Annotated in this window: 22 protein-coding genes; all 22 read left to right on the top strand. The window is 39.7% G+C overall.

Translation table 11 applies throughout. The annotated features are described in order from the left end of the window. Positions 1 to 28 precede the first annotated feature (28 nt). Positions 29 to 1,093, top strand: coding sequence for a carbohydrate ABC transporter permease (locus VSQ62_RS17675; protein WP_334636100.1), 1,065 nt, complete (start codon positions 29 to 31; stop codon positions 1,091 to 1,093). Further along, complete coding sequence (locus VSQ62_RS17670) at positions 1,093 to 1,953, top strand: carbohydrate ABC transporter permease (protein ID WP_334636099.1); 861 nt, start codon at positions 1,093 to 1,095, stop codon at positions 1,951 to 1,953. The genes VSQ62_RS17675 and VSQ62_RS17670 overlap by 1 nt, the downstream gene beginning before the upstream one ends. A 25-nt stretch (positions 1,954 to 1,978) precedes the next feature. Continuing rightward, on the top strand, positions 1,979 to 2,677 hold the full coding sequence (locus VSQ62_RS17665) for a YesL family protein (RefSeq protein WP_334636097.1): 699 nt from the start codon (positions 1,979 to 1,981) through the stop codon (positions 2,675 to 2,677). Positions 2,678 to 2,711: 34 nt separating this feature from the next. Further along, positions 2,712 to 3,812 (top strand): ABC transporter ATP-binding protein, encoded by a 1,101-nt coding sequence (locus tag VSQ62_RS17660; RefSeq protein WP_334636096.1) that lies wholly within the window; start codon positions 2,712 to 2,714, stop codon positions 3,810 to 3,812. Positions 3,813 to 3,864: 52 nt separating this feature from the next. Next, positions 3,865 to 5,424, top strand: a complete 1,560-nt coding sequence (locus VSQ62_RS17655) for an alpha-amylase family glycosyl hydrolase (protein ID WP_334636095.1) — start codon at positions 3,865 to 3,867, stop codon at positions 5,422 to 5,424. Positions 5,425 to 5,645: 221 nt separating this feature from the next. Beyond that, positions 5,646 to 7,328: an AAA family ATPase gene (locus tag VSQ62_RS17650; RefSeq protein WP_334636094.1), complete on the top strand. Its 1,683-nt coding sequence runs from the start codon at positions 5,646 to 5,648 to the stop codon at positions 7,326 to 7,328. A gap of 563 nt (positions 7,329 to 7,891) precedes the next feature. Beyond that, on the top strand, positions 7,892 to 10,465 hold the full coding sequence (locus VSQ62_RS17645) for a Helicase associated domain protein (protein ID WP_334636093.1): 2,574 nt from the start codon (positions 7,892 to 7,894) through the stop codon (positions 10,463 to 10,465). A gap of 234 nt (positions 10,466 to 10,699) precedes the next feature. After that, positions 10,700 to 11,221, top strand: coding sequence for an antiterminator LoaP (gene loaP / locus VSQ62_RS17640; protein WP_334636092.1), 522 nt, complete (start codon positions 10,700 to 10,702; stop codon positions 11,219 to 11,221). A gap of 114 nt (positions 11,222 to 11,335) precedes the next feature. Further along, positions 11,336 to 12,145, top strand: coding sequence for a hypothetical protein (locus VSQ62_RS17635; RefSeq protein ID WP_334636091.1), 810 nt, complete (start codon positions 11,336 to 11,338; stop codon positions 12,143 to 12,145). 115 nt (positions 12,146 to 12,260) lie between these two features. Then, positions 12,261 to 13,094, top strand: a complete 834-nt coding sequence (locus tag VSQ62_RS17630; RefSeq protein ID WP_334636090.1) for a sugar transferase — start codon at positions 12,261 to 12,263, stop codon at positions 13,092 to 13,094. Positions 13,095 to 13,111: 17 nt separating this feature from the next. Next, entirely contained in the window at positions 13,112 to 14,002 is an 891-nt protein-coding gene (locus VSQ62_RS17625) for an NAD-dependent epimerase/dehydratase family protein (RefSeq protein ID WP_334636089.1), read from the top strand. Next, positions 13,999 to 15,141 (top strand): glycosyltransferase family 4 protein, encoded by a 1,143-nt coding sequence (locus VSQ62_RS17620; RefSeq protein ID WP_334636088.1) that lies wholly within the window; start codon positions 13,999 to 14,001, stop codon positions 15,139 to 15,141. The genes VSQ62_RS17625 and VSQ62_RS17620 overlap by 4 nt, the downstream gene beginning before the upstream one ends. Positions 15,142 to 15,185: 44 nt before the next feature. Continuing rightward, on the top strand, positions 15,186 to 16,106 hold the full coding sequence (locus tag VSQ62_RS17615) for a WaaS/CpsH family glycosyltransferase (protein WP_334636087.1): 921 nt from the start codon (positions 15,186 to 15,188) through the stop codon (positions 16,104 to 16,106). A 93-nt stretch (positions 16,107 to 16,199) separates the two neighbouring features. After that, positions 16,200 to 17,318 carry an EpsG family protein gene (locus VSQ62_RS17610; protein ID WP_334636086.1) on the top strand — a complete coding sequence of 373 codons (1,119 nt, stop codon included), beginning with the start codon at positions 16,200 to 16,202 and terminating at the stop codon, positions 17,316 to 17,318. 26 nt (positions 17,319 to 17,344) lie between these two features. After that, on the top strand, positions 17,345 to 18,808 hold the full coding sequence (locus tag VSQ62_RS17605; RefSeq protein ID WP_334636085.1) for an oligosaccharide flippase family protein: 1,464 nt from the start codon (positions 17,345 to 17,347) through the stop codon (positions 18,806 to 18,808). Then, complete coding sequence (locus tag VSQ62_RS17600) at positions 18,796 to 19,992, top strand: glycosyltransferase (RefSeq protein WP_334636084.1); 1,197 nt, start codon at positions 18,796 to 18,798, stop codon at positions 19,990 to 19,992. The genes VSQ62_RS17605 and VSQ62_RS17600 overlap by 13 nt, the downstream gene beginning before the upstream one ends. 69 nt (positions 19,993 to 20,061) lie before the next feature. Next, positions 20,062 to 21,159, top strand: a complete 1,098-nt coding sequence (locus VSQ62_RS17595) for a helix-turn-helix domain-containing protein (protein WP_334636083.1) — start codon at positions 20,062 to 20,064, stop codon at positions 21,157 to 21,159. Positions 21,160 to 21,394: 235 nt separating this feature from the next. Further along, positions 21,395 to 22,528, top strand: a complete 1,134-nt coding sequence (locus VSQ62_RS17590; protein ID WP_334636082.1) for a DegT/DnrJ/EryC1/StrS family aminotransferase — start codon at positions 21,395 to 21,397, stop codon at positions 22,526 to 22,528. A 62-nt stretch (positions 22,529 to 22,590) separates the two neighbouring features. Beyond that, positions 22,591 to 23,151: a GNAT family N-acetyltransferase gene (locus tag VSQ62_RS17585; RefSeq protein WP_334636081.1), complete on the top strand. Its 561-nt coding sequence runs from the start codon at positions 22,591 to 22,593 to the stop codon at positions 23,149 to 23,151. Between the two features lie 4 nt (positions 23,152 to 23,155). After that, the gene (locus VSQ62_RS17580) at positions 23,156 to 23,398 is read left to right on the top strand and encodes an acyl carrier protein (RefSeq protein ID WP_334636080.1); all 243 of its coding nucleotides are present in this window, start codon (positions 23,156 to 23,158) and stop codon (positions 23,396 to 23,398) included. Continuing rightward, on the top strand, positions 23,398 to 24,816 hold the full coding sequence (locus VSQ62_RS17575) for an AMP-binding protein (protein ID WP_334636079.1): 1,419 nt from the start codon (positions 23,398 to 23,400) through the stop codon (positions 24,814 to 24,816). The genes VSQ62_RS17580 and VSQ62_RS17575 overlap by 1 nt, the downstream gene beginning before the upstream one ends. Beyond that, positions 24,806 to 25,516: a thioesterase II family protein gene (locus VSQ62_RS17570; protein ID WP_334636078.1), complete on the top strand. Its 711-nt coding sequence runs from the start codon at positions 24,806 to 24,808 to the stop codon at positions 25,514 to 25,516. Before VSQ62_RS17575 ends, VSQ62_RS17570 begins: the two co-directional genes overlap by 11 nt.

The following is a 25,516-nucleotide window of genomic DNA, read 5'->3' as shown; positions in this document are numbered from 1 at the left end:
TAAAAAATGAGAGAGAGGAGCTGTAACAATGGCTGAAAACTCAAATAAAACGAAACTGTTGTCCTATGTTCTTCTTGCTGCCGGAATTGCCGGCCTGGCGTTCGCGCTGGTTTTAGATTTCAGCGGCAGCAGCGCCGGCTTCAGAGGGCCTCTTCTGGTAGCCGGAGCAATCGTATTCCTAGTCGGTCTGTATTTCTTCCCGACCGTAGAACATCACCGCAGTATTATTAATTTTATATTCCTGTTTCCGCTGTTATTTACATTTGCCGTGACGGTATTGATTCCGCTGGCGCTTGGTATTGTATATTCATTCACAGACTGGAATGGAATCCGGCTGACAGGATTTGTGGGATTCAGCAATTACGCGACCATGTTCAAGGATCCTTCTTTTGTATGGTCCGTGCTGCTTACATTTTTATTTGTTATATTTAACATGGTATTGATCAATGTGATTGGTTTCATGCTTGCCCTGCTCTGTACGTCGAAGATGAGAGGGATCAACTTCTTCCGGGCATCTTATTTCCTCCCGAACCTGATCGGCGGTATCGTACTTGGTTATATCTGGCAGTTCGTGTTCAACAATGTGCTGATCCAGATCACATCCAAGTGGGGAATGATGAACTCGATTCTGGCAAATACGAAGACAGCGTTCGCTGCTATCGTAGTCGTATATATCTGGCAGTATGCCGGCTATATCATGCTGATCTATGTGACGGGACTTACGACCGTTCCTAAGGACGTGCTGGAAGCATCACAGATCGACGGGGCAAATGCGCTGACGACGCTGTTCAAGATCAAGATTCCGATGATCGCTTCTACAGTTACGATCTGTACATTCCTGACACTGACATCAGCGTTCAAGCAGTTTGACGTGAATATGGCGCTGACCAACGGTACCGGATCTGTGGCAGATTTCATGGGAAGTTATCTGACCAACGGTACACAGATGCTCGCCCTTAATATCTATAATACGGCGATCACGAAGAACAGTTATGCACTCGGACAGGCGAAAGCCGTTCTGTTCTTCATCATTCTGGCAAGTGTATCGATCATTCAGGTTCGTATATCCAACAGCAAGGAGGTGGAATTGTAATGAAAATGAAGAAATCCAGCAAAATAATCTTTACAATTCTTGGCACGATAGTTGCAGTTTACACACTGTTCCCGTTCTATCTGGTTGTGCTGAATACCTTTAAGAATGCCAACGGCATCGTATCCAATCCGGTAGGCTTTGGCGGGGTAAGCTTTTCACAGTTGATGGCGAATATTTCTGCCGTAGTGAACAACTCCAACTTTAACTTCTGGTATGCATTCGGAACATCAGTGATCATTACGGTGCTGTCTCTGGTATTACTGGCGCTTTTCGGCGGCATGGCAGCGTGGGTGATCTGCCGGAATAAGACCAAATGGTCCACGGCTATCTATATGGTATTCATTGCATCCATGATCATTCCGTTCCAGGTTGTTATGCTTCCTCTGATCTCTACATTCCGTGATGTGAGCCAGTTCATAGGGATCTCTATGCTGCAGTCCATCCCGGGTATTGTGTTCGCATACTGCGGATTCGGAGGAGCTATGACGGTATTCATCCTGACAGGTTTTATCAAGGGTATCCCTTATGAGCTTGAAGAGGCGGCGGCTATCGACGGCTGCTCCCCGGAAGGAACATTTTTCCGAATCATCTTCCCGCTTCTGACACCGGTCATCACGACGGTCACCATATTGAATGGTATGTGGATCTGGAACGACTACCTGCTGCCTTCACTGATGCTTGGACAGAACGGCAAGGTCAAGACTCTTCCGGTTGCAGTGCAGGCTTTTGTGGGTTCCTATGTAAAACAGTGGGATCTGATCCTGACGGCGGCGCTTCTGGCTATTGTTCCGATGATCGTGATCTTCCTGGTTGCACAGAAGCAGATCATGAATGGAATGGTAGAAGGTGCGATCAAGTAAATATTTCATATGGAAGGAGTCTGCGATGAGTTTGTTTGATATGAATGGCCCTTTGATGTACAATTTGGGGAAATTAGCGAATATATTCCTGTGTAATGTGTTGTTCTGCCTGTTTTCCCTGCCGCTTTTTACGATCGGGGCGGCGTTGTCGGCATTATTTGCCTGTATGCAGGCGATTTGGGACGAAGACGAGGACGACATTATCGCGAAGCAGTATTGGAATGCGTTTAAGCAGAATTTCAGACAGGGGACGGCGATCTGGATGATCTGTCTGTTGGCGGCCGCTTTCCTTGGAATCTATTACTTTATTGTAACCAGCATGACGGGAACGATGGGAAGAGTATACCGAATCAGCTTCTTCATGATGTGCGTGATCTTCCTGTTCGGATTCCAGTATCTTTTCCCGCTGCAGGCAAGATATAGAAACAGTGTGAGAAATACCTTGAAAAATGCATGGCTTCTAAGTATCGCGGCGCTGCCGTGGACTGTGCTCAGTATCCTGCTTACGGCGGGTGCTGTGTATCTGTCCTTCTTCATGAATCCAAACGGCGTAAGCCTTGCAGTGTTCCTGTGGGGGACATTGGGATTCGGGATCGTAGCATATCTGAACAGTATCTTCTTTAATAAGGCATTTCAGATGATCGATCCGGAGAAGTTAGAGGCGGCCCATGAAGCTCCCCGTGAGGCGCTGTTCATTGACGAGGAGCATGCAGGCTTCTTCTGAATAGAAGACTAAAATAACTTGGAGGAGAATGATTATGGCTTCGATCAGTTTTAAAAATGTAACAAAGACTTATGATGGAGCGGCATCTCCGGTTGTCCCGAATCTGAACCTGGAGATCAAGGATAAGGAATTCATTATCCTGGTAGGCCCGTCGGGATGCGGGAAGTCCACCACTCTGCGTATGATCGCGGGGCTTGAGACCATCACGGAAGGTGAAGTATATATCGGCGACCGGCTTGTGAACAAGGTACCGCCAAAGGACCGCGACATTGCGATGGTGTTCCAGAATTATGCGCTCTATCCGCATATGAATGTGTATAAGAATATTTCTTTCGGTCTGAATCTGCGCAAAGAAGATAAGGCTGAGATTGACCGCCGCGTACACGAGGCGGCGAAGATCCTGGACCTTGAGCATCTTCTGACCCGCAAACCAAAGGAGCTCTCAGGCGGTCAGCGCCAGAGGGTGGCGCTTGGACGTGCAATGGTCCGCAACCCGGCTGTGTTCCTTCTGGATGAGCCGCTGTCCAATCTGGACGCCAAGCTTCGTGCTTCCATGAGAACGGAGATCGCCAAGCTTCATCAGAAGTTAGATATTACCTTCGTGTATGTTACCCATGACCAGACGGAGGCTATGACGATGGGCGACCGGATTGTGGTTATGAAGGAAGGGATCGTCCAGCAGTTTGATACGCCGCAGGTTCTCTATGATACGCCGGACAATCTGTTTGTTGCCGGATTTATCGGAAGCCCGCAGATGAATTTCATGGATGCGCAGATCGTACAGGAGGGAAGTAACCTCTATGCGGTCGTTAAGAATAATAAGCTTCTGGTACCGGATTTCAAGAAGAAGGCTCTTGCGCCTTATGCCGGGAAATCTGTGATCATGGGACTTCGTCTGGAGGATTTTCTTCCGAAGGAGAAGATGACGAAGGATAATACGCTGAATGCGGAGATGAATTTCAGCGAATTGATGGGGGCGGATTACCATCTGCATCTGACGGTAGAGAATATTCCGGTGACCGTGAAGATCCCGTCATCGGAGAAACCGCTTGAGAAAGGGGCTGCTAAGATCGCTGCCAATATGGAGAAAGCACATTTCTTCGATAAGGAGACAGAGAAGGCGATCTGTCATTAGCGAAAGATAGCTGGTAAGCTGTTACACGAATGTAAGTAAAGAGGTAGATAAAATGGTTGAATGGTTAAAAAATGCAGTATTCTATGAGATCTATCCGCAGTCTTTCGCGGATACGAATGCGGACGGAATCGGGGATATCCAGGGGATCATCGATCATCTGGGTTATATTGCTGAGCTTGGATGTAATGCGATCTGGCTGAACCCCTGCTTTGAGTCGCCGTTTTTGGACGCGGGATATGATGTATCTGATTATATGAAGGTGGCTCCCCGCTATGGAACCAATGCAGATCTTAAGAGGTTATTTGATGAGATCCATAAGAGGGATATGCATGTGTTGTTGGATCTGGTTCCGGGGCATACGTCCTGGGAGCATGAGTGGTTCAAGGAATCTTTAAAACCGGAGAAGAACTCCTGCTCAGGCCGGTACGTGTGGACGGACGATGCATGGACGGAATTCGAAGGAGATGAGAACATCCGGGGATTCCTTCGGGGAATGAGCCAGAGGAACGGCTGTGTGGCGGTGAATTTCTATGCGCATCAGCCATGTTTGAATTACGGATGCTATAAGGTAGAGAATCCGCACTGGCAGCAGCCTATGGATTCGGAGGATGCGCTGGCAACCCGCGAGGCAATCAAGGATGTGATGCGGTTCTGGCTTAAGATGGGCTGTGACGGATTCCGTGTGGATATGGCGGGCTCTCTTGTGAAGAACGATCCCGAGCAGGAAGGTACGATTGCACTGTGGAGCGATTTCCGTGATTTTCTGGATAAGGAATTTCCGGAGGCGGCCATGATCTCCGAGTGGGGACAGCCGGACAGGTCCTTAAGGTCCGGATATCACATGGATTTCATGCTCCACTTCGGACCGAGCCACTATACGGATCTGTACCATGCGGATAATCCGTATTTCTCCCGTGAGGGGAAGGGTAATGCGAAGGCATTCATCGATTATTATAAGAAATGCTATGAGCCGACCAACGGCAGAGGTATGATCTGTATGCCGTCCGGCAATCATGATATGGAGCGTCTCACCAACTGGCTGGACGATGGAGAGGTGAAGATCGTATTCGCGTTCATCCTGTCGCTGCCGGGTGCGCCGTTCATCTATTATGGAGACGAACTTGGCATGAAGTATCTCAAGGATGTGGTGTCTGTGGAAGGCGGCTATATCCGTACAGGATCCCGTTCGCCGATGCAGTGGAACGGCGGACTGAATGCCGGATTCTCTGAGGCGAAGGCAGATGAGCTGTATATTCCGATCGATCCGGATGAGAACCGTCCGACGGCCGAGAATCAGATGGCAGACCCCGATTCTGTGTACCATGAGGTGAAGAAGCTGATCGGCATCCGCCAGGCAACGAAGGTATTGCAGAGCGAGGCGAAGGTGGAATTCGTCTACTGCGAGGAGAATGCATATCCTCTGGCGTACAGGAGGTATAATGACGAGGAATCAGTGCTGATCGTTGTCAATCCGTCCGGGAAGGACGCAAGCTTCGCTTACGATGGGAAATTAGGCGAGGTGATCTATCAGAACGGCGGGGATGTTATGCTTGAAGACGGAGTGTTAAGGATTCCGGGGGCGACGGCTGTATTTGTAAGAGAAGAGAAATAGGTTTGTGGGAATAAGGGCTTCCGGACACGTGCGGTGTGTTCAGGAGCCCTTGCTTTATGATTCCATAGCATATGATATTTAGCAGTTTTTCTTATAACATGCAATTGCGTATTTGTGAATTGTCTGCATTCCATCTTGTTGTAGCACTTCAATGACTGTATTGAATTATACACGTGAAACAGGTATAATAAAATCATGATAGAAAACAGGGGGTGCAGAGTTTGGCAAGGATAGTAGGAATCGGGCATCAGGATTTCGGGCAGATGATTTCCAGCGACAATTTTTATATCGATAAAACCTTATTTATCAAAGAATGGTGGGAAAATAACGATGCAGTGACTCTGATTACTCGTCCAAGACGTTTCGGAAAAACATTAAATATGAGTATGCTGGAATATTTCTTTTCCATAGAATATGCAGGACGGAAGGATTTATTTGAGGATTTGTTCATATGGGAAGAAGAAAAGTACCGGAAGCTGCAGGGGTCTTATCCGGTAATATTCATAAGCTTTGCGGATATAAAAGAAAGTACTTTTGCGGATGCAAAAGAAAAAATCTGTTATATTATAGAAAAAACGTTTAATCGATACGATTTTTTAATGAAGAGTGACATTTTAAATGAGAAAGAAAAGAACTTTTTTCAAAAGGTTTCGTCAGAAATGAAAAATTATGTTGCCACATCTTCTCTTGGAACTCTGTCAGAATACCTTTACAGATATTATGGAAAGAAAGTGATCATCCTGCTGGATGAATACGATACTCCCATGCAGGAGGCTTATGTAAATGATTACTGGGACGAGTTAGTCTTATTTATGAAAGGGTTGTTCAATGCTACATTTAAGACTAATTCTTATCTGGAAAGAGCCATTATGACGGGTATTACCAGAGTAAGCAAAGAATCAATTTTTTCAGATCTCAATAACCTGGAGGTAGTAACCACAACTTCAGGAAAATACGCAGAGGCTTTTGGCTTTACGCAGGAGGAGGTATGGCATGCCCTGCAAGAATATGGCTTGTATACAGAGAGAGAGACAGTAAAGGAATGGTATGATGGGTTTATTTTTGGCAATGTAAAAGATATTTATAATCCATGGTCCATTATTAATTATCTGGATAAAAAGATCTTCTCATCATATTGGGTCAATACAAGCAGCAACAGGCTTGCTGAAAAGTTAATTCGTCTTGGTTCCGCAGATGTTAAAATAATTATGGAGGATTTGTTGAAAGGCAATGCTTTCACTGCGCGGATAGATGAACAGATTGTCTTTGATCAGCTAAATAATAATCGGAACGCTATTTGGAGTTTGTTTTTGGCAAGTGGGTATTTAAAGGTAGAACACTTTATCATGGACGAGGATGGCAGGGGGGATTACAGTCTTTCATTAACAAACAAAGAGATCTGCATTTTGTTCAAGCGGATGATTGATGGATGGTTTACAGAATTTACCCCTGCATATAATAAATTTTTACAGGCGTTATTGTCAGGAGATCTAGAGGCAATGAACGGATATATGAATCGGGTTGCCCTTGCTTCTTTCAGTTATTTCGATGTAGGAAGTTCACTGTCCGAAGAATCTGAACCAGAACGTTTTTATCATGGATTTGTTTTGGGGTTGATCGTGGACCTCTCCGGGCGGTATCTGGTCACATTTAACCGGGAAAGTGGTTTCGGGAGATATGACGTCATGCTGGAACCTCTTAGAGAGACGGACGACGCAGTGATTCTAGAATTCAAGGTTCATAATCCGCACAAAGAAAAAAGCTTGTCGGATACCGTGCAGTCTGCACTTCGTCAGATTGAGGAAAAGGAATATTCTGCTTTATTGGAGGCAAAAGGTATTTCAACGGACCGAATTCGAAAATATGGATTTGCATTCGAGGGAAAGAAAGTTCTTATCGGATAAATAAGAAACAAAAACTTATAAAAATGTAATGAATTACGTTACTTCATTACATTTTTTTTGACATAAAAATTGTCAATTTTTCATTCATCTTCGTTATATTACCATGCAAAATGGATTTTGTCAATATTTTGGGAGGCAGTGAGCATGGTTTCTGATGGCATTTCTGTAAAAATTACCTAAAAAATATGTTTTTTCATTCTTGCTCTCGGCGAAAAAGTGAAAATACAAGAGAAATACAATCTATCGCCGTCAAAATTCTAGTCAAAATCTATTCAATCGGGCAATCCCCTGAAAAAGAATCAAAATCGAGGTAAGACGTAATTTTTTGACAATAGATCCTTGATTGATCGCCGTCAAAATTCTAGTCAAACGAATTTTGGACAGCGAAAAATAGGGAAGAATCAGCAAAATGTAATGAAGTAACGTACTTCATTACATTTTTGGCGGAAATGTGATGAATGATTCTTATTCCTGCAAGCAACGAGCCAAGCGGGCATGCTTGTATGCACATTTGGCGACTGCCGCGAGGGTCAATGCGATGTTGACGGGAAGGAGTTACAGATATGAAAATTGAATTATTTGAACATAATCAGACAGCGTATCAGGCAGCTCTGGATATGCTTAAGACAACGGGCAAAGCGGCAATTGTGCATCCTACGGGTACGGGGAAATCCTTTATTGGGTTCAAGCTGTGTGAGGAGTACCCGGATCAGACCATATGCTGGCTGTCGCCGTCAGAATACATCTTCCGGACTCAGGTAGAGAATCTGACGGCAAGCATGGAGAAGAATGGGACATTATCTGGCGGCACAGGGAGAAGTGAAACCCGTAATGCCCATAATGCGCGGATGGCGGCAGAAACGAATAACGGGAATGGTTTCGAGGATGTGCTTGAAAATGTCAGATTTTATACCTATGCAAAGCTGATGTCGATGTCTGAGTCGGAATTAGGGAAGATTCATCCCGACTACATTATATTAGACGAATTCCACCGTTGCGGTGCGGCCATGTGGGGGCAGGGAGTACAGAAATTGTTATCCATGTACCCGAAGGCCAGGGTGCTGGGACTTTCAGCAACGGCGATCCGCTACCTGGACAATCAGCGGGACATGTCAGACGAGCTATTTGATGGGAATGTGGCTTCGGAGATGACCCTTGGAGAGGCGATCGTGCGGGGGATCTTGAGTCCGCCCAAGTATGTGCTGTCCGTATTCTCTTATCAGAAGGATCTGGCAAAATATGAGAGACGGGTGCGGATGGCAAAGAGCAGGGTCATCCAGGATGAGGGAGAGAAACAGTTAGAAGCTCTTCGGCATGCGTTGGAGCAGGCAGACGGGCTGGATGAGATCTTCCGCAAACATATGAAGAACCGTTCAGGGAAATATATCGTCTTCTGTGTGAATTATGAGCATATGACGGAAATGATCGGGAAGGCGCCGGAATGGTTTGGGAAGGTGGATCAAAGCCCTCATATTTATAAGGCCTATTCTGACGATCCGGCAACGAGTCAGGCGTTCGCGGATTTTAAAGCGGATGAGAGCGGGCATCTGAAACTATTGTACTGCATTGATATGTTAAATGAAGGAGTCCATGTGGAAGATATTGATGGAGTGGTTCTGCTTCGTCCCACGGTGTCGCCGATCATTTACAAACAGCAGATCGGGCGGGCGCTGTCGGCGGGCAGGAAGAAGGATGCAGTCATCTTCGATATTGTGCTGAATATAGAGAATCTGTACAGTATCGGGACGATTGAGGAAGAGATGCAGGTTGCTGCGTCGTATTATCATTTCCTCAATCGGGAGGATGAGATCGTTAATGAGCATTTCAAGGTAATAGATGAGGTGCAGGATTGTATTGCACTTTTTGAAAAGTTGGAGGAGACACTGACAGCTTCCTGGGACTTGATGTATGCGTATGCGAAGCAGTATTACCAGGAGCATGGGAATCTGGAGGTGCCGGTGCGGTATCAGACGGAGGAAGGATATGGGCTTGGACAGTGGATCTTGACACAGCGCAGAGTCCATGCCGGTGAGAAATACGGCGTGCTCGGCGAAGACCGGATCCAGAAGCTTGACCGGATCGGGATGGTCTGGGGAAGCTACCGGGATCTTTCATGGGAGCGGTATTATAGAGAAGCGAAGAGTTATTATGAAGAACATGGCGATCTGAATACTAATGTTCATACTGTGACGGATTCTGGACTGCGGCTTGGTGCGTGGATTTGTCAGATTCGGACCTACCGGAAGAGCGGGATACAGCAGGGCTATCTGACAGAGGAAAGAGTGAAAGCGTTGGATGAGATTGGAATGATCTGGGACGTGCCGGATTATCTGTGGGAAGAAAACTTCATGGAATGCCTGCAGTATTACCGGGAGCATGGGAATCTGGATATTCCTAATGCTTATTGCTCGCCGAAGGGATTGAAGATTGGTGGGTGGATCAGAAGGCAACGTATACTTCGAAGAGAAAATCGCAGTGATGAAAAGAGCAGCGGTAACAGTACAGGACTTACCGGGGAACAGATTGCTCGGTTGGATTCTATCGGAATGGTCTGGAAGACAAAGCCAGAGCAGCAGTGGGACAAAGGTTATGCGGAGGCAGCGATCTATTATGAGAAGTATGGAAACTTAAATGTACCGGCAGGTTATATAAGTCCGTCGGGGTATAAGCTTGGAAGCTGGATTGCGGATAGGCGGGAGAAAGGGAAAGAGAAGCATTCGCCAAAGTGTCAGAGACAGTTGGATGAGCTTGGGATGGTCTGGGTGAAACCAAATTCTTGGGAAGTTCGGTATGAACTTGCAAAAGCATATTATGAAGAATATGGGAACTTGAATATTCCGTCAAAGTATCGGGCAGAGGGCATCTGGCTTGCAAAATGGGTCAATGAACAGAAGCAGGTATATGCCGGGAAGCGTAAGGGTAAGACACTTCGGGAAGATCAAGTACGGAGGCTTGAGGCGATTGGGATGGAGTGGAAAAAATTCATGGTATGTTGCGAGAAGTCGGAGAGGAGCCGGGGAAAATGCCAGAATCCGGTGCCAGGAATAGATTTTTTCGAAAATCATAACAAAGACATGAAACAGGACTACTTATCGGATATCCTTGCAGCAGGGGCACTTGAATATTCGAGGGTATGATATATCTGGTGTCTGCAAATATCTGCAAATATATTTGGAAGTATTTGCAGAACGGTGGACAGATTACTGTGGCGATAGAAGAATTCTATGGGTATAGATGGCGAAGCATGCTTCGTTATCATAATGTCAGGGTATTTTTAGCCATATATATCCCAATATTTACAATGCGATATAACTGCGAATGAAATCGCAGTAATTTCAGGCCAATTCTTGCAGAATAAATGGAGGATCGTTTTGTATTATGTAATGCAGGTGGCAGCAGGTACAGAGGATAAAGTTGAAGAACAGATTAAAGTAATGATAGGAAATGAATTATATGATTCTTGTTTCCATCCAATGCGCCGAATGAAAAAGAAATACAGGGGAGAATGGAAAGATGTACATGATAAATTACTCCCAGGCTATGTGTTTATAACAAGTGAATGTATTCAGGAGTTGTATCGAGAGCTTAGATGTATGCCGGCTTTTACAAAGATACTGGGGAAAGATATCGAAAGTTTTACCTCTCTTCCAAAACATGAAGTAGAGTGGCTTGAGCGGATTATGGATTCTTCAGACCAGAATATAGAAATACAGCTTTCTAAAGTGTCTGTTTCAGAAGATGATGTAATCGAAATTCTGTCGGGACCTTTAAAACATATGGAAGGATATATTAAGAAGATTGATCTCCATAGAAGAATTGCAAAGGTCGAAGTCGATTTTATGAACCAGAAGACATTAATACATCTCGGAATAGAGATGGTGGAAAAAAGATAAGTAGTTTGGATGAGATTCCATATATTTTTAATATATCTAAAGGTAAAACAAGCGGAGATATATTCTGTATAGTTGATTCGAAGATGAAAATGGATTTCAGGAGGAATTTCGTTAATGGATGAATACCAGGAGGTTAATGAGATCAGCTTGATTGATTTAATGTATTATTGTTTAAAGAGATGGAGATGGCTGATTGTTTGCATGATTTTTTTTGCAATTATAGCAGGAGTCTACAGGTATCAGGCGGCAATTACAGAGAATCAATTAAAGAAAGAACAACAGTCTCAACAGTCTGCTGCAAAGCTGGGTGAAGGGGAAGTTCAGAGTGAACAGATTATATTTGAAGATCCGATATCTTCGGCAGTATCATTTGCCGTAATAGGAATGTTTGGAGGAATGTGTTTTATATGTTTATTTTTTTGTATGACTTATATTACGGGCGGGAAATTACAAAGTGAGAATAATTTTTATGAAAAATTTGACATGCACTTATTAGGAGTGATTCGCAAAGCCGAATCAAAAAGGCGTTGGTTTGGATTCATCGACCGTTGGATTTGCCGATTAGAGGAGGGACCGTATTCGAGGATTCCGCGAAGAGAACAGATTAAAATTGCAGCAGTCAATGTCCAGGCAGCGGTACATAGATACCCTGAGAAAAAAATAAAGAGGATTATGCTTGCGGGAACTACAACGGGCAGTGATACGGCGGAAATATGCGAGCAATTAATAGAGGAGATAAGTGATGTTACGTTCTCACCTTACAGACAGATCGTGTTTCATGCGGCGTCGCTTAGGAAGTTAGAGTACTACGAAGGAATTGTGTTTATTGAGAAGAAAGGTGAGTCTTATGAGAAGCTAATCAGGCAGGAGAAGGAACTGGCAGTTAGTAGGGATGTGAGGGTATTGGGGACTATCATTTTTTAATACAGTTTGTAATGTTCTTATGCAAAGAGATTATTATAAATTTTTAAAATTAGATATTTCTTAGACGGCGAATAGTTCAAAACTAAGATTTAATGATGGAGGATTATCTATAGGTATGATAATTGTTTGGTTTGCAGCTAGCATCGTACTGGGCACATTAATTATTACTGCTATTAATAAAAAAAAGGATTCTGTATATATCAATGATATAAGCCAACAGAATCCGTTAGAAAATAAAAAAGTAGTATTTGTTGAAGATGTAAAGGATGAAGAGAATGCAGATGGTGAAAGAGGACATCTAGAAACTGTGGGAAATGTATCTTATAGACCTAGAATTTATGACAGGTATGTGAAGCGTCTTATAGATATTGTTCTTTCATTTATTGGACTTATTGTATTATCTCCGGTATATTTTTGTTTTGCAATTGCAATCAGGATAGATGATCCGGGTCCTGTCTTATTTACACAGAAGAGGATTGGTAGGAATAAACAATATTTTAAACTACATAAGTTCAGAACAATGAAGATGTCCACACCGCATGATACGCCGACCCATATGTTGAATAATCCGAATCAATATATTACTAATGTAGGTAGCTTCGCACGTCGGCATAGTATTGATGAATTGCCTCAGATTTGGGATATATTTATTGGTAATATGTCTATAATAGGTCCAAGACCGGCATTATGGAATCAGGATGTATTGACTGCCGAAAGAGAAAAGTGGGGAGCTAATGACATTAAACCGGGACTTACCGGTTGGGCGCAAATTAATGGCAGAGATGAATTGGAAATTCCAGTGAAAGCAAAGCTTGATGGTGAGTATAGTGAAAAGTTAAAAGCAGGTGGATTTATGGCGTTTGCTTTTGATTGTAAATGTTTCATAGGTACAATATTTTCTGTGATGAAAGGCGAAGGGGTAGTAGAAGGCGGAACCGGAAAAAAATAATCAAGAGGAAAAGAAAAATGAAAAAAGTACTTATCACAGGCGCTAATTCATATATAGGTGTGAGTTTTGAGAAGTACGCTAAAAAATATTATCCGCAAGAGATTTCAATTGATACTATTGATATGGTAGATGGCAGTTGGAAGAGTGAAGACTTTTCTGCATATGATGTGGTTTATCATGTGGCAGGTATTGCCCATACCGATGTAGGAAATGTATCGGAAAAAATTAAGTCTAAGTATTATGCAGTGAACACTGAACTTGCTATAAACACAGCGAAAAAGGCAAAAAAAGAGGGAGTAAGACAATTAATTTTTATGTCTTCAGCAATTGTGTATGGCGAATCTGCTCCCTATAGAAAGAAAAAGAGGATTACAAAGGATACAGAAGCATCACCGGCAAACTTCTATGGAGATTCTAAGTGGCAGGCTGATAAAGGTATTAGAGAACTCGCGGATGATAGTTATATTGTCACGGTTCTCAGACCACCTATAATATATGGAAAGGGAAGCAAGGGTAATTATCTCACATTGGTTAAGGTAGCAAAGAAGTTTCTTTTTTTTCCAGATATAAAAAATGAAAAATCAATGCTGTACATTGAGAACCTCTGTGAATTTTTATGCCAGGTGATAGTTCGTACAGAAGGTGGAATATTTTGGCCTCAGAATGCGGAATACAGTAGGACAAGTGAAATTGTTAAGCTTATCGCTGAAGTAAACGGTCATAAGATTACTATATCTAAAGCCTGGAATTGGATAGTGTGGCTTGCAAGCAAGTTACCGGGTAAGATAAGCTGCCTTGCCAATAAAGCTTTTGGGAATATGAGTTATGACCAATCGATGTCTACATATGATTTTAATTATCAAATTGTGAATCTGAAAGAAAGTATAAGAAGGACAGAAATGGAATGAAAAAAGCATTGCAGCTCGCATCAGTTGCATCCATGATTGATCAATTTAATATACCTAATATCAAATTACTCCGGTCTATTGGATATAAAGTTGATGTAGTTGCAGACTTTACGAATCCAGGAAATATATCTATAGAACGAGCTCGTGAGTTAATTAAACAATTGGAGTCAATGGATGTCCGCGTGATTGATATTGCGGTTCCAAGGTCATTGGATCCGAAGACAGTGATATCAGCATATAGGAGGGTTAGAGAACTAGTAACTACTGAGCATTATAATTTGATTCATTGCCATAGCCCGATTGGAGGGGCAATAGTAAGGTTAGCGGCAAAGAATGAACGTAAGAAAGGGACGAAAGTAATTTATACTGCACATGGATTTCATTTTTACAATGGTGCTCCTCTTAAGAATTGGATTTTGTTTTATCCTGTTGAGAAATGGCTAAGCAGGTATACAGATATACTTATAACTATAAATCAAGAAGATTATAAAAGGGCAAGTGGAAAATTTTATGCTAAAAAAATAATATATGTGCCAGGGATAGGCGTAGATACTGAAAAGTTTGGGTTACATGCTAACGGAAGTAATATTCGGAAAGAGTTGGGGATTAAATGTGATGATATAATGTTTCTTTCCGTTGGTGAATTCAATACTAATAAAAATCATGAAGTTGTGATTAGAGCAATGACTCAGTTAGAGCAGAAACTTTATTATATCATTGTGGGAAAAGGTAATAAAGAAAATGAATTGAAACAATTGATTATACAACTAAAGTTACAGGATAGGGTAAAGCTTGTAGGATTTCGAAACGACATTGCGGATATTTATAATGCGGCGGATGTTTTTATATTTCCATCATTCAGAGAAGGATTATCTGTCTCCCTTATGGAGGCCATGGCGAGTGGTTTGCCAGTAGTATGTAGTAGGATTCGTGGTAATATTGATTTAATTGATGAAAAAGGAGGGATTTTTTTCAACCCTAGTAATGTTGAGAGCGTGGCAGATAGTATACATAAAATACTGAAATCTAATCTATTGGAACTCGGTAAACACAATTTTGAAAAGATTAAATCTTTTGACTTGAAAATTGTAGAAAAGTCTATTTCTGAGGCATATGGAGTAAGAGTATCTAAAAACTGAGAGTCAGATTTAAAGAATCTTTGATAGAAAAGGAAGGCGAAGTTGTGACTGATATAAAAGATATATGTTATATCCGTGCAAAATTAAAAAATGATTATGTGGTAAATGGGAGAGAAAAAAAGGGGTATAAAAATTTTATCCCTTATAAAGATTACAATCTTTTCATGCGTGTGCTTCGTGAAATTTGGTTTAAATTAGGATTTACCCAAACTATTTGGTTCAATCCAGAAATTAAAAAAATTGCAAACAAAAATATCATTATTAATGATCCGCTCGTAACGGGGAATTTTATTAATTATGTTGTAAATTGTCATTCAGATAAAAATGTGTTCTTAGTATATGAAAACAGAGTTTCTGCAACTATAAATCCTGATAGTGTAATTGATCCATCAGTAATAAAAGTGACTTATGATAAAACTGATAGTGAGATATATAATATGCACTATATACCAGGAGGATACCAGGATATATATAAGATTTCGGAAATTAAAGAAGACAAATACGATATCGTGTTTGTGGGAAGAGACAAGGGGCGTGGAGACAAGATATTAGAGATAGAAAAGCAATTTAATGAATTGGGATTAAGAACATATTTCCACATATGCGGGGATCGTTGGTTAATAAATAGACATAAATGTTATTATAAGCCTGTTTTAGAATATTCGACATATTTGAAACTGATTTCTGGCACCAAAGCAATTCTGAATATAATGCCGGAAGGACAGCAAGCCCTTACAATGAGAGATTTTGAAGTTGTATTTAATGGAATTAAGGGAATTACTAATAATAAGTGGATTAAGGATTTTAATTTATATGATCCCACAAGATTTTTTATATTGGGAGAAGATAACATTGAAGATTTGCCTCAGTTTATTTTTTCTCCATTTAAGTGTATTGAAGAAGAAGAGTTGGAACCTTATACTGAGGATTTTTATTTGAATCAGTTATTAAATCTGTCGATTTAGTAGAGAGAATTGACAAATGATTTGTAGAATACCTAAAAGTTGAATGGAATACCGAAGACTTTTTGATTTATCAGGGCTGGGGAGATTTATATAATGATTAAGGTGGTAATGTTCTTGCTTTGTGAACTTTTTCTTTGTACATTAGGAATATTCACAAAAAAATCTAAGGTAGTATTCAGTGTGATAGCTGTTTTTATGTGGTTTTATATTGCTTTTACATTTGATTCAGCAGATATTTCAAATTATAGATATGCATACGATAATAATATATATTTGGGAAAAGATCCTTTGTTCTATTCCATACAAGGTATATTTATAAATCTTGGATTTAGTTTTAATGCATTTAAACTAGTTATAGGAACATTAATTACGCTAATTTTCTTTGTTACAATAGGTAAATACAAAGAGTGTATATCTGCATTAGCAGCAATTTGTATGTTTATTCCGTGTGGTAGTTTTGCATCTCAGATAAGATCAGGAATAGCAGGTATTATTGTGCTGTTTGCTATTTCAATTCTTGCAAGTGATAAGAAATTAAAAGTCTTCAAATATTTGTTTTGGATTGGAGTAGCATCTTTTATCCATCAGATTGCATTAGTTTATATTGTATTGTTAGTACCATATATCTTTAAGAGAAAAAAAACATATATTCAACTTGTAAGGAAAGTTGCAATTATATTATGTGGGATTCTTATTGTTGAACCGACATTGATAAGTGTTGTTAGCAATTTCTTAAGTAAATTTAGTAATGTTAATATTCAAATTTTGGCATATAGACTAAGTCAGATGTTTTCGGGAGAATATAAAGCTACAGCAATTGGGTTTACATTTAATGCTATACATCATTTTGTTGTGTTCTTTGGAGCAGAATATTCTCAAAGAAAAGAAATTCAACTGTTGAATGCATACTTAACAGACAAAGAGAAAAACAAAATAATGATTGAAAGGGTATTCAACAACACATTACTATTGCTAATCCCATTTTACTTTGTATCTTTTCATTTTGTACGGGCATTTTACTATGTTGCTCCTTTTATTTATGCAATCATGTTAAAATCGGTTTTTAGAGTCAGAAATTGTACTGGCAGAGAAGCGTACGGAAGGATTAGAATGATTATTGTACTTGCGGTAACTCTGTTTGTATCTGTTTGGGGTATTATTCAAGAACCGAAGGATTTTCTAAGATTGATAGACGGGATGTTTGTTTTTTAAAATAAATAAGGGTGTACATAGACAATATGAATTCAGTATCAAAAAAACAATTTTCTAATGGTGTAAAATGGAAAACAATTAACCTTGTACTATCAAAAGGTCTTAGTTTTATTGCATCAATTATAATAGCACGTTTAATCGAACCTGAGCATTATGGATATATGGCTATTTGGTCTGTAATCTTGTCATTTTGTGATATGATTGTTATAGGTGGTTTAGATACTGTACTTGTTCAAAAAGAAAAGTTACAAGATGAAGAATGGAAAACAGGATTTACGTTCTCGTTATATAAAGCAATTGTCATTTCATTGATTATAATAGGTATAGCTCCTTATATAGCTGAATTTTACAATATTCCGGAGTTGAATTTGCTGATTAAAATCTCATGCATTGATTTGATAGCTCAGCCATTTATTTTTACGGGAGTTGCTAAATGCTCTAGAAAATTAGATTTTAAAAAAATCTTTTTTTCAGATTTTGTTGCAACATGTTTCGGCGCGATCGTCTCTCTCATATGTATATATGGTAAAAAGAATGTTCTAGTGTTGATTTTAAATAATATGGTTCATCAAGCTATATACGGGTTGTTACTGATTATCCTACAACGCGATAAAATAGGAATAGGGATTAAAAAGTCGTCTCTCAAATCAATTTATTTTGATGGTGTAAAGGCTATGAGTAATGGTGTGCTAGATTTATTTACTTCTTCTATTAATAACCTATATATGGGAAAAAAATGGACACCGATTGAGGTGGGATATAATAATAGAGCACAGAGTTTAGTTCAAATATTGGGCGTAGAGACCTATAATGTAATCAGCAATATCCTTTTGCCTACATTCTCATCATATCAATCACAGAAAGACAAGCTTAAGGGTATTACAAGGATAATGGTTTCGTTATCCACGTATATTATGTTTCCATTAATGTTTGGGACAGCTGTTTGTGCGAAAAATATCATATTATTTCTGTTTACAGAAAAATGGATACAAGCGGTTCCGTTTTTACAGATTGCATGTATTTATTATGCGTTCAATCCTTTAAGGCAGCTTTGTATGAATTTGAATTATTCATATGGCGGATATAAAAATAATAATATTATTGAAATCATAAGATTTATCCTTACAGTTACAGTTATTGTTGTATTTCAAGTATTCGATTTTAAAAGTTTCAATATTTTAGTTTTGTGTGGAGCTATAACAACTGTTATAATTGCTATTATATATATTTATTCTGTTGTAAAAATCATCAACTACAGCTTATTAGAAATTATTGAGGATATTATTCCCAATCTAATTATGACTGTGATAACATTATTACCGTTATACTATATAAGTTACAGGTTTGGTTATGGAATTGTAGTAACTTTTGCTCAGGTTTTGTTAGCTGTGGTAATATATATATTCCTTTCATTTATAAGTAAGAACAAGATATTTGTATATTTAATAATCAGTTTCGAGGAGATCATTAAGAAGAAATGGACAAAATAAAAATTTTAATTGAATGTGAAACATATGTCCAAACTGCAATAGAAACATATGATGCATTCAAAGCATTTGAAAAATTTGGAGAAATAGAAATAAAAATAAAACTAACATCTAAAGTCAACAAATCTGATATCATGTGGTGTGATATTCTATATTCTATTAGAAGCGAAAATCTTCTATCAACATATTTTGCAAAAATGTGTAAAAAAAACGGGAGATTACATATAGTACTGCTCGATGATTATTTGTTTAAACAAGAGCGAAAAGATTTTTTTATGAGGCAACGTCAAAAGGAATTGGGAAAAATTTTAAATATTACAGATGTTCTTTTTTCTCCAAGTCAAATTCTTATAGATAGAATAAAGAAAGATTATAAAGTTACAAAAACGGTACAAGCTGATACTGCTGTTGAGAGTGTCAATATTAAAAAGACGCAAATATTATTTAATAAAGATGTCAAGAGAATCGTTTATTACTCGAACGATGGATCAAATAACTATTTTAAAATGGTAATGATGCCGATTCTGGATAAAATTGTCAATCAACAGGATTTTAAACTTGAAATTCATTGTATTGGTATGCAGAAAATAGATAGTATTGATGAAGAACGGTTGAATATCAAATATGTTCCTCATTTAAGCTTAAAAGATTTTAGAACTTATTTGGAAACGAGTGGATTTTGTATTGGATTAGCTCCTCTTGTGAGAAATGATGGGTTTTCGGAGTATAAGTATTTTAACAAATTTATTGAATTTTCCATGGCGGGTATACCAGGAATATACTCAAATGCTTATCCATACATAAGTATAATTGAAGATGGGGAAAACGGTATCCTATGTGATAATGAGAAAGATTGGATTGAAAATATATTACTGTTGTTAGAGAAACCTAATTTGGCTGTAAAGATTGCGAATAAAGCACAAGAACAATTAAAAACAGAGTTTTCTATTGAAGAGATTTACAAGAGTATAAAAAAACAACTGCCAGAATTTGTTTCGTATCGAGCACCTCAAAAAGTTATACGAAACTTTAAAGTATGTAAATTTAAGTATTATGTGTTTTGCTTTTTTGAAAAAATCAATTCTGTATATCGTGTAATTAAAAAAAAGGGAATTAAAGGTTTGGTTTCGAGGACACGCCAGTATTTTATATTAAAGAACCAAACTCAACGTAAAAATTGGGTATAAAAAATAGAACCAATTTTAGAGTCGACATATTGAAAGGAATAATGCTCGCATAAAAAGGATAAGTTGACCATGGATGAAAACAAGATAGGAAAAGCAATTTCCTACCTACGAAAGCGGGCAGGCTATACTCAGAAGGATTTAGCAGATCGTATTGGTATCAGTGACAAGGCGGTCTCAAAATGGGAGAGGGGGATAGGCTTGCCGGATGTAGGATATTTAAGAAAACTTTCTATATTACTTGATACCGATACCGACAGTCTACTCGCCGGGGACGTGGTGCATCATGATGGTTCCTGGTCAGGTATAATCATTTTGGATGAAAATAGCTATGATATCGGTGCTGGGACGGTGATTTACGACAAGCCTCTGATCTATTATCTGATTAGTTATTTTTTGCTTGTTGGTATAAGGGATATCGTTGTCTCATGTACAAAAAAGGATGCTGAGTATATTGATCGGACGTTGGGTAAGGGCGGTGATTATGGAATAAGAATAGATACGGTTACCGGAGGATTGAGGGATATAACTGCCAATAAGGCGTTTAATCATATATGCTTAAAAGAATCCAGTACAGACGGAAGAAATATCATGATGGTTTATGGGCGATGCCTATTGTATGGAGTCGATCAGACAAGGTTTTTTCAGAAGGCAATGATGAATCGTGATAGGTTCACTATGTTGGTTTTGCCGAAGAAGATGAGTCATCAATCTTCCCGGATTGTAATGGATCAGAATAAAAAGGTAATCAATTCAAATGCGGATGAGCCATTGAAAACTCAGTATGATTTTTCAGATATTCCGATACTTTTCTTTCCAGAAAGTCTTCTGCCGACCATTGCAGGAGAAAAGGATATATCAACATTCATAGCCCGGTATGCAAATGATCATGAGCTATATGTACATATGCTTGATCGCGGGTTTGTGGAGATAGAAGTGGATGACTGGAATAATGTCCAAGAGGCTTCTGTCTTTATGAAGATCGTTCAAGATAAATGCGGGATGAACGTATATTGTATAGAAGAGGTGGCTTGGCGGCGGGGAATGATCGGTTTAGAGCAATTAAAAGTGTTAGGTCTTAAGTATGCCGGAACAGAATATGGTGATTACATACTTAGCCTACACGATAATTTGAGTGAGAAGTCTATTACGGAATTAGGACTGAAGTAAACGGAGAGTAGAGTTTGAAAAACGGATTATTCATTTAACAGGTAAAACGAATTAGATAGATGGTGCAGAACTCTTTATTTTAGGATTTGATGTAGCATTTTAGGTAAACGGATAGTCGGTTGGTTATTGTTTAATATAGATTTAGAATATAAGCGGTATGGTGAATCCATACCGTTTTTAGAAGATTAAAACGTAGTCATTATCAGACCATGGGTCTAGAAAAGGAGAAAAGATTATGGGAATTCAGTTGTTCAAGGCAAAGTACGAGGTAGATGAGTGCTTGTCAGAAATCAGGGAGTGTCTTGAGGTTGGTTGGACCGGCATGGGATTCAAGACCGTAAAATTTGAGGAAGCATGGAAGGAATATACAGGACTTCCATTTGCACATTATTTGAATTCATCTACTATCGGTCTTTATATGGCTGTGGATATTTTAAAGGAGCAGTATGGATGGGAAGACGGCGATGAGATCATTACTACGCCGATCACTTTCGTTTCCTCAAACCATGCTATCTTAAAATCGCATATGAAAGCGGTTTTTGCTGATATTGATGAAACAATGTGTATGACTTCAGAATCAGTGAAGGAGCGTGTTACAGATAAGACCCGTGCAGTTATGTATGTCGGTCTTGGTGGAAATATGGGACATTACTACGAAATCGTAAAGATCTGTGAAGAGAATAACCTAAAACTTATCTTGGATGCTGCCCATATGGCGGGAACCAGATACAAGGGAGAAATTCCAGGTAAAGAGGCAGAAGTTGTGGTTTATTCTTTCCAAGCTGTTAAGAATCTTCCTACTGCTGACAGCGGAATGATCTGCTTCAAACGCGGTGAATTTGATGAGATTGTCCGTAAGAAATGTTGGCTTGGTATCAATAAGGATACATATGCAAGAAGTTCTGATTCAGGAAATTATAAGTGGCGCTATGATGTTGAATATGTTGGTGATAAGGGACATGGTAACTCCATTATGGCATCGATTGGCCTTGTGCAGTTAAAATATCTTGACCGAGATAATGCGTATCGTCGTCAGCTGGTAGCATGGTATCGTGACAGACTGAGCAAGTATCCAGATAAGATCAGGATCGTAAAGATGGAAGAAGGCTGTGAGAGCGCTTGCCACCTTTTCCAGATCTGTGTTGATAAGCGTGATGAACTGATGGTGACGCTTAATGCTGCAGAGGTATATCCGGGTGTTCATTATGCAAACAACATCAATTATCGTATGTACGGTTATGCAAAAGGAACCTGTCCATATGCGGACTATGTAAGTGAACATACAATTTCTCTCCCGATGAATCTGTACCTGACATATGAAGACGTGCAGAGAATTTGCGATATAGTGGAAAAGTTTGTGAATAGATAACAAGTCTAAGTGGAGTACTGATAACGTATCCAAATACTCCGTTTTTATATGAGGAAAAACAAATGGTATATGAAGGTGTATTAGAAGGACGGTATGTGGATCTTAAAGCGTGTACGGAAGCGGATGCAGAATTTACACTTGCCATTCGGAGAGATCCTGAGTTTACAAAATTTTTGCCTGTCATCAATAATACGATAGAACAGCAAAAGGCATGGATTAGGAAACAGAGAGAAAAAATCGGAGATTACTTTTTTGTCGTTTGGGATAAGGCGGGCAATCGAATAGGCACTATTAGCACTTATGATGTAAATGGAGATCATGCAGAAAGCGGCAGATTGACAATCAAAGGAAGTAATCCATTTCAGGCATTAGAAGCACAGATACTATCTTTTAGATTTGCATATGGAGTGTTAGGGCTTGAGCGTATTGACGGGTTCATTTTTGCTGATAATGACCGTGCAATACGTTTTAATAAGCAGTTTGGCGGTAAACATTATCCACCGGATATGGATGAAAACGGCAGAATGGTTATCAAGATAGAGAACTGGCGTGAAGATTTTGAAAAAGTAGATAAAAAGTTGAGTTCAATATTATATCGAGAGAAGAAGAAAAAAGGAGAATGAGATCATGAGTAATTTAGAAAAATACAATAATGCATTTATGGAGTGTTTTGAAATCTCTGACAACCAGCTTTCAGAGCTTAAATATCAGGATATTCAGGCATGGGATTCTGTTGGACACATGGGGTTGGTAGCAGCTTTAGAGGATGCTTTTGATATTATGATGGACACAGATGATATCATTGATTTTAGTTCATATGAAAAAGGAAAAGAAATTTTGACGAAGGCTGAATATGGGGTGGTGTTTTGATGAGAAAAATATGGAATCTAGAAGAACATAGAGGCAAGACAGCTCTTATAGATGAATTTGGCGGCCGGATGACATATGATGCTTTGAATTCTGAATCTAATATATTGGCTAACAGAGTAGGACATCGCTGTTTGGTATTCGCACTTTGTCGGAATGAGATTGGATCCGTCTTAGGTTATACAGCATTTATCAATAATGGAATCGTACCGGTCATGGTAAACAGTCACTTGGAAGAAAATCTGCTTTCGAATCTTCTCAGCATATATCAGCCGGAGTTTTTATGGATTCCCCAAGATCAGAGAGATCAATTCCCAGAGATGGCATGTGAGCATGAGGTATATGATTATGCCTTATTGAAGACCGAATATGACAAGAAATATCCGCTTTACGAAGAACTTGGGCTTCTTATTACAACATCAGGTTCGACAGGATCACCTAAGCTAGTCAGACAGTCTTATACAAATGTATTTGATAATGCGAGATCTATAGTTAAATATCTGAAGTTGGATGAAACTGAACGGCCGATCACAACGCTTCCCATGAATTATGTGTATGGTCTGTCTATTATCAACTCTCATTTTCTGGTCGGTGCGACTCTTTTGCTTACAGATAAAGGGCTTACGCAGAAAGAATTTTGGAACTTTTTCAAAGAACAGGAAGCTACCTCCTTTGGTGGTGTGCCTTATACCTATGAAATGCTCGACAGACTTCGATTTTATCGTATGAAACTTCCGTCATTGAGGACCATGACACAAGCGGGTGGCAAGATCGTGCCTGAATTGCATGAAAAATTTGCAAGATATGCACAGGAACAGTGCAAGAATTTTGTGGTCATGTATGGCGCGGCTGAAGCAACTGCGCGTATGGGGTATCTTCCTCCTGAAAAGGCTGTGGAAAAGAGGGGCTCTATGGGTATCCCAATTCCCGGCGGAGTGTTTCACCTTATAGGGGCAGAAGGACAAGAGATTATTGAACCGCTGACTACTGGTGAACTTGTCTACGAGGGGAAGAACGTTACGCTTGGATATGCTGAGTACGGCGAAGATCTTGCCAGAGGTGATGAGCGTTACGGCAGACTTGAAACAGGTGATATGGCACAATTTGATGAGGACGGTTATTATTACATTGTCGGAAGAAAGAAGAGATTTCTTAAAATCTACGGTAATCGTGTGAATTTGGATGAAGTAGACCGCCTAATCAAAGGAGAATATGGAATTGAAGTGGCGAGTTCCGGCGTAGACGATCATATGTATATTTTTGTAACAGATGAGAAATATGCCGAGTCTGTTCGCAAATTTGTAATCGGTAAGACAAAACTTAATCCCTCAGCCTTTAAGATGATTGTGATCGATGAAATCCCTAAAAATGACTCAGGCAAAACTCTCTATAAGGAATTAAGGAAGTACTATGTCGAATAAAAGAATACAGCTGTTTATACTCCCATATGCGGGTGGAAGCATAGCAGCTTTTAGGAGATTGACTGATCTGATAGACTCCAGAGTTGACATAGTCACGGTTGAATACAGCGGCAGAGGGATCAGAGCTAAGGAGCCGCTGGCAGGAAGTATTTGGAATCTGTTGGAAGATGCGTCTGCATACTGTAGAAGCCGTAGAAAGCAAGACTTACCGTATGCAGTTATGGGATATAGTATGGGAAGTGTATTGGCCTATGAAATTCTAAAGAGAGAAGCAATTACTGGAGATTTGAAGCACTTATTTATCTCTGCGGAAGTGTCGCCGAAGGAACGTTCACTGGAACTTTGTAAGGTAGAAAATCTAACGGATGAATGCATTTTAGACAGGGCCCGCCGGTTGGGCGGATTGGATGACCGAATGATGCAAAATAAGCGTTTTGCTGATATTTACATAAAGCCCATGCTCTCGGATTACAGATTATTTTTTGAGTATAGATTTGGAGAGTATGAGGATAAAATAGGGATTGATACTACATTTTTTTATTGTGAGAAGGATACGGCGTTTGCGGATATGCAGCAGTGGAAAGAGCTGATTGATGGTGAATTCGATTTTCATCAGCTTGGAGATAACCATTTCTTTATCAATCAGCATTATATGGAGATGGCCGATGTGATCAATCATCATCTTAATCAATATATGTGA

Origin of the sequence: Sporofaciens sp. JLR.KK001, from assembly GCF_036941055.1 — a bacterium.
GTDB lineage: Bacteria > Bacillota > Clostridia > Lachnospirales > Lachnospiraceae > Sporofaciens.
The sequence above is the reverse complement of the archived record's forward strand: the minus strand, read 5'-3'. Positions and strand labels throughout refer to the sequence as shown.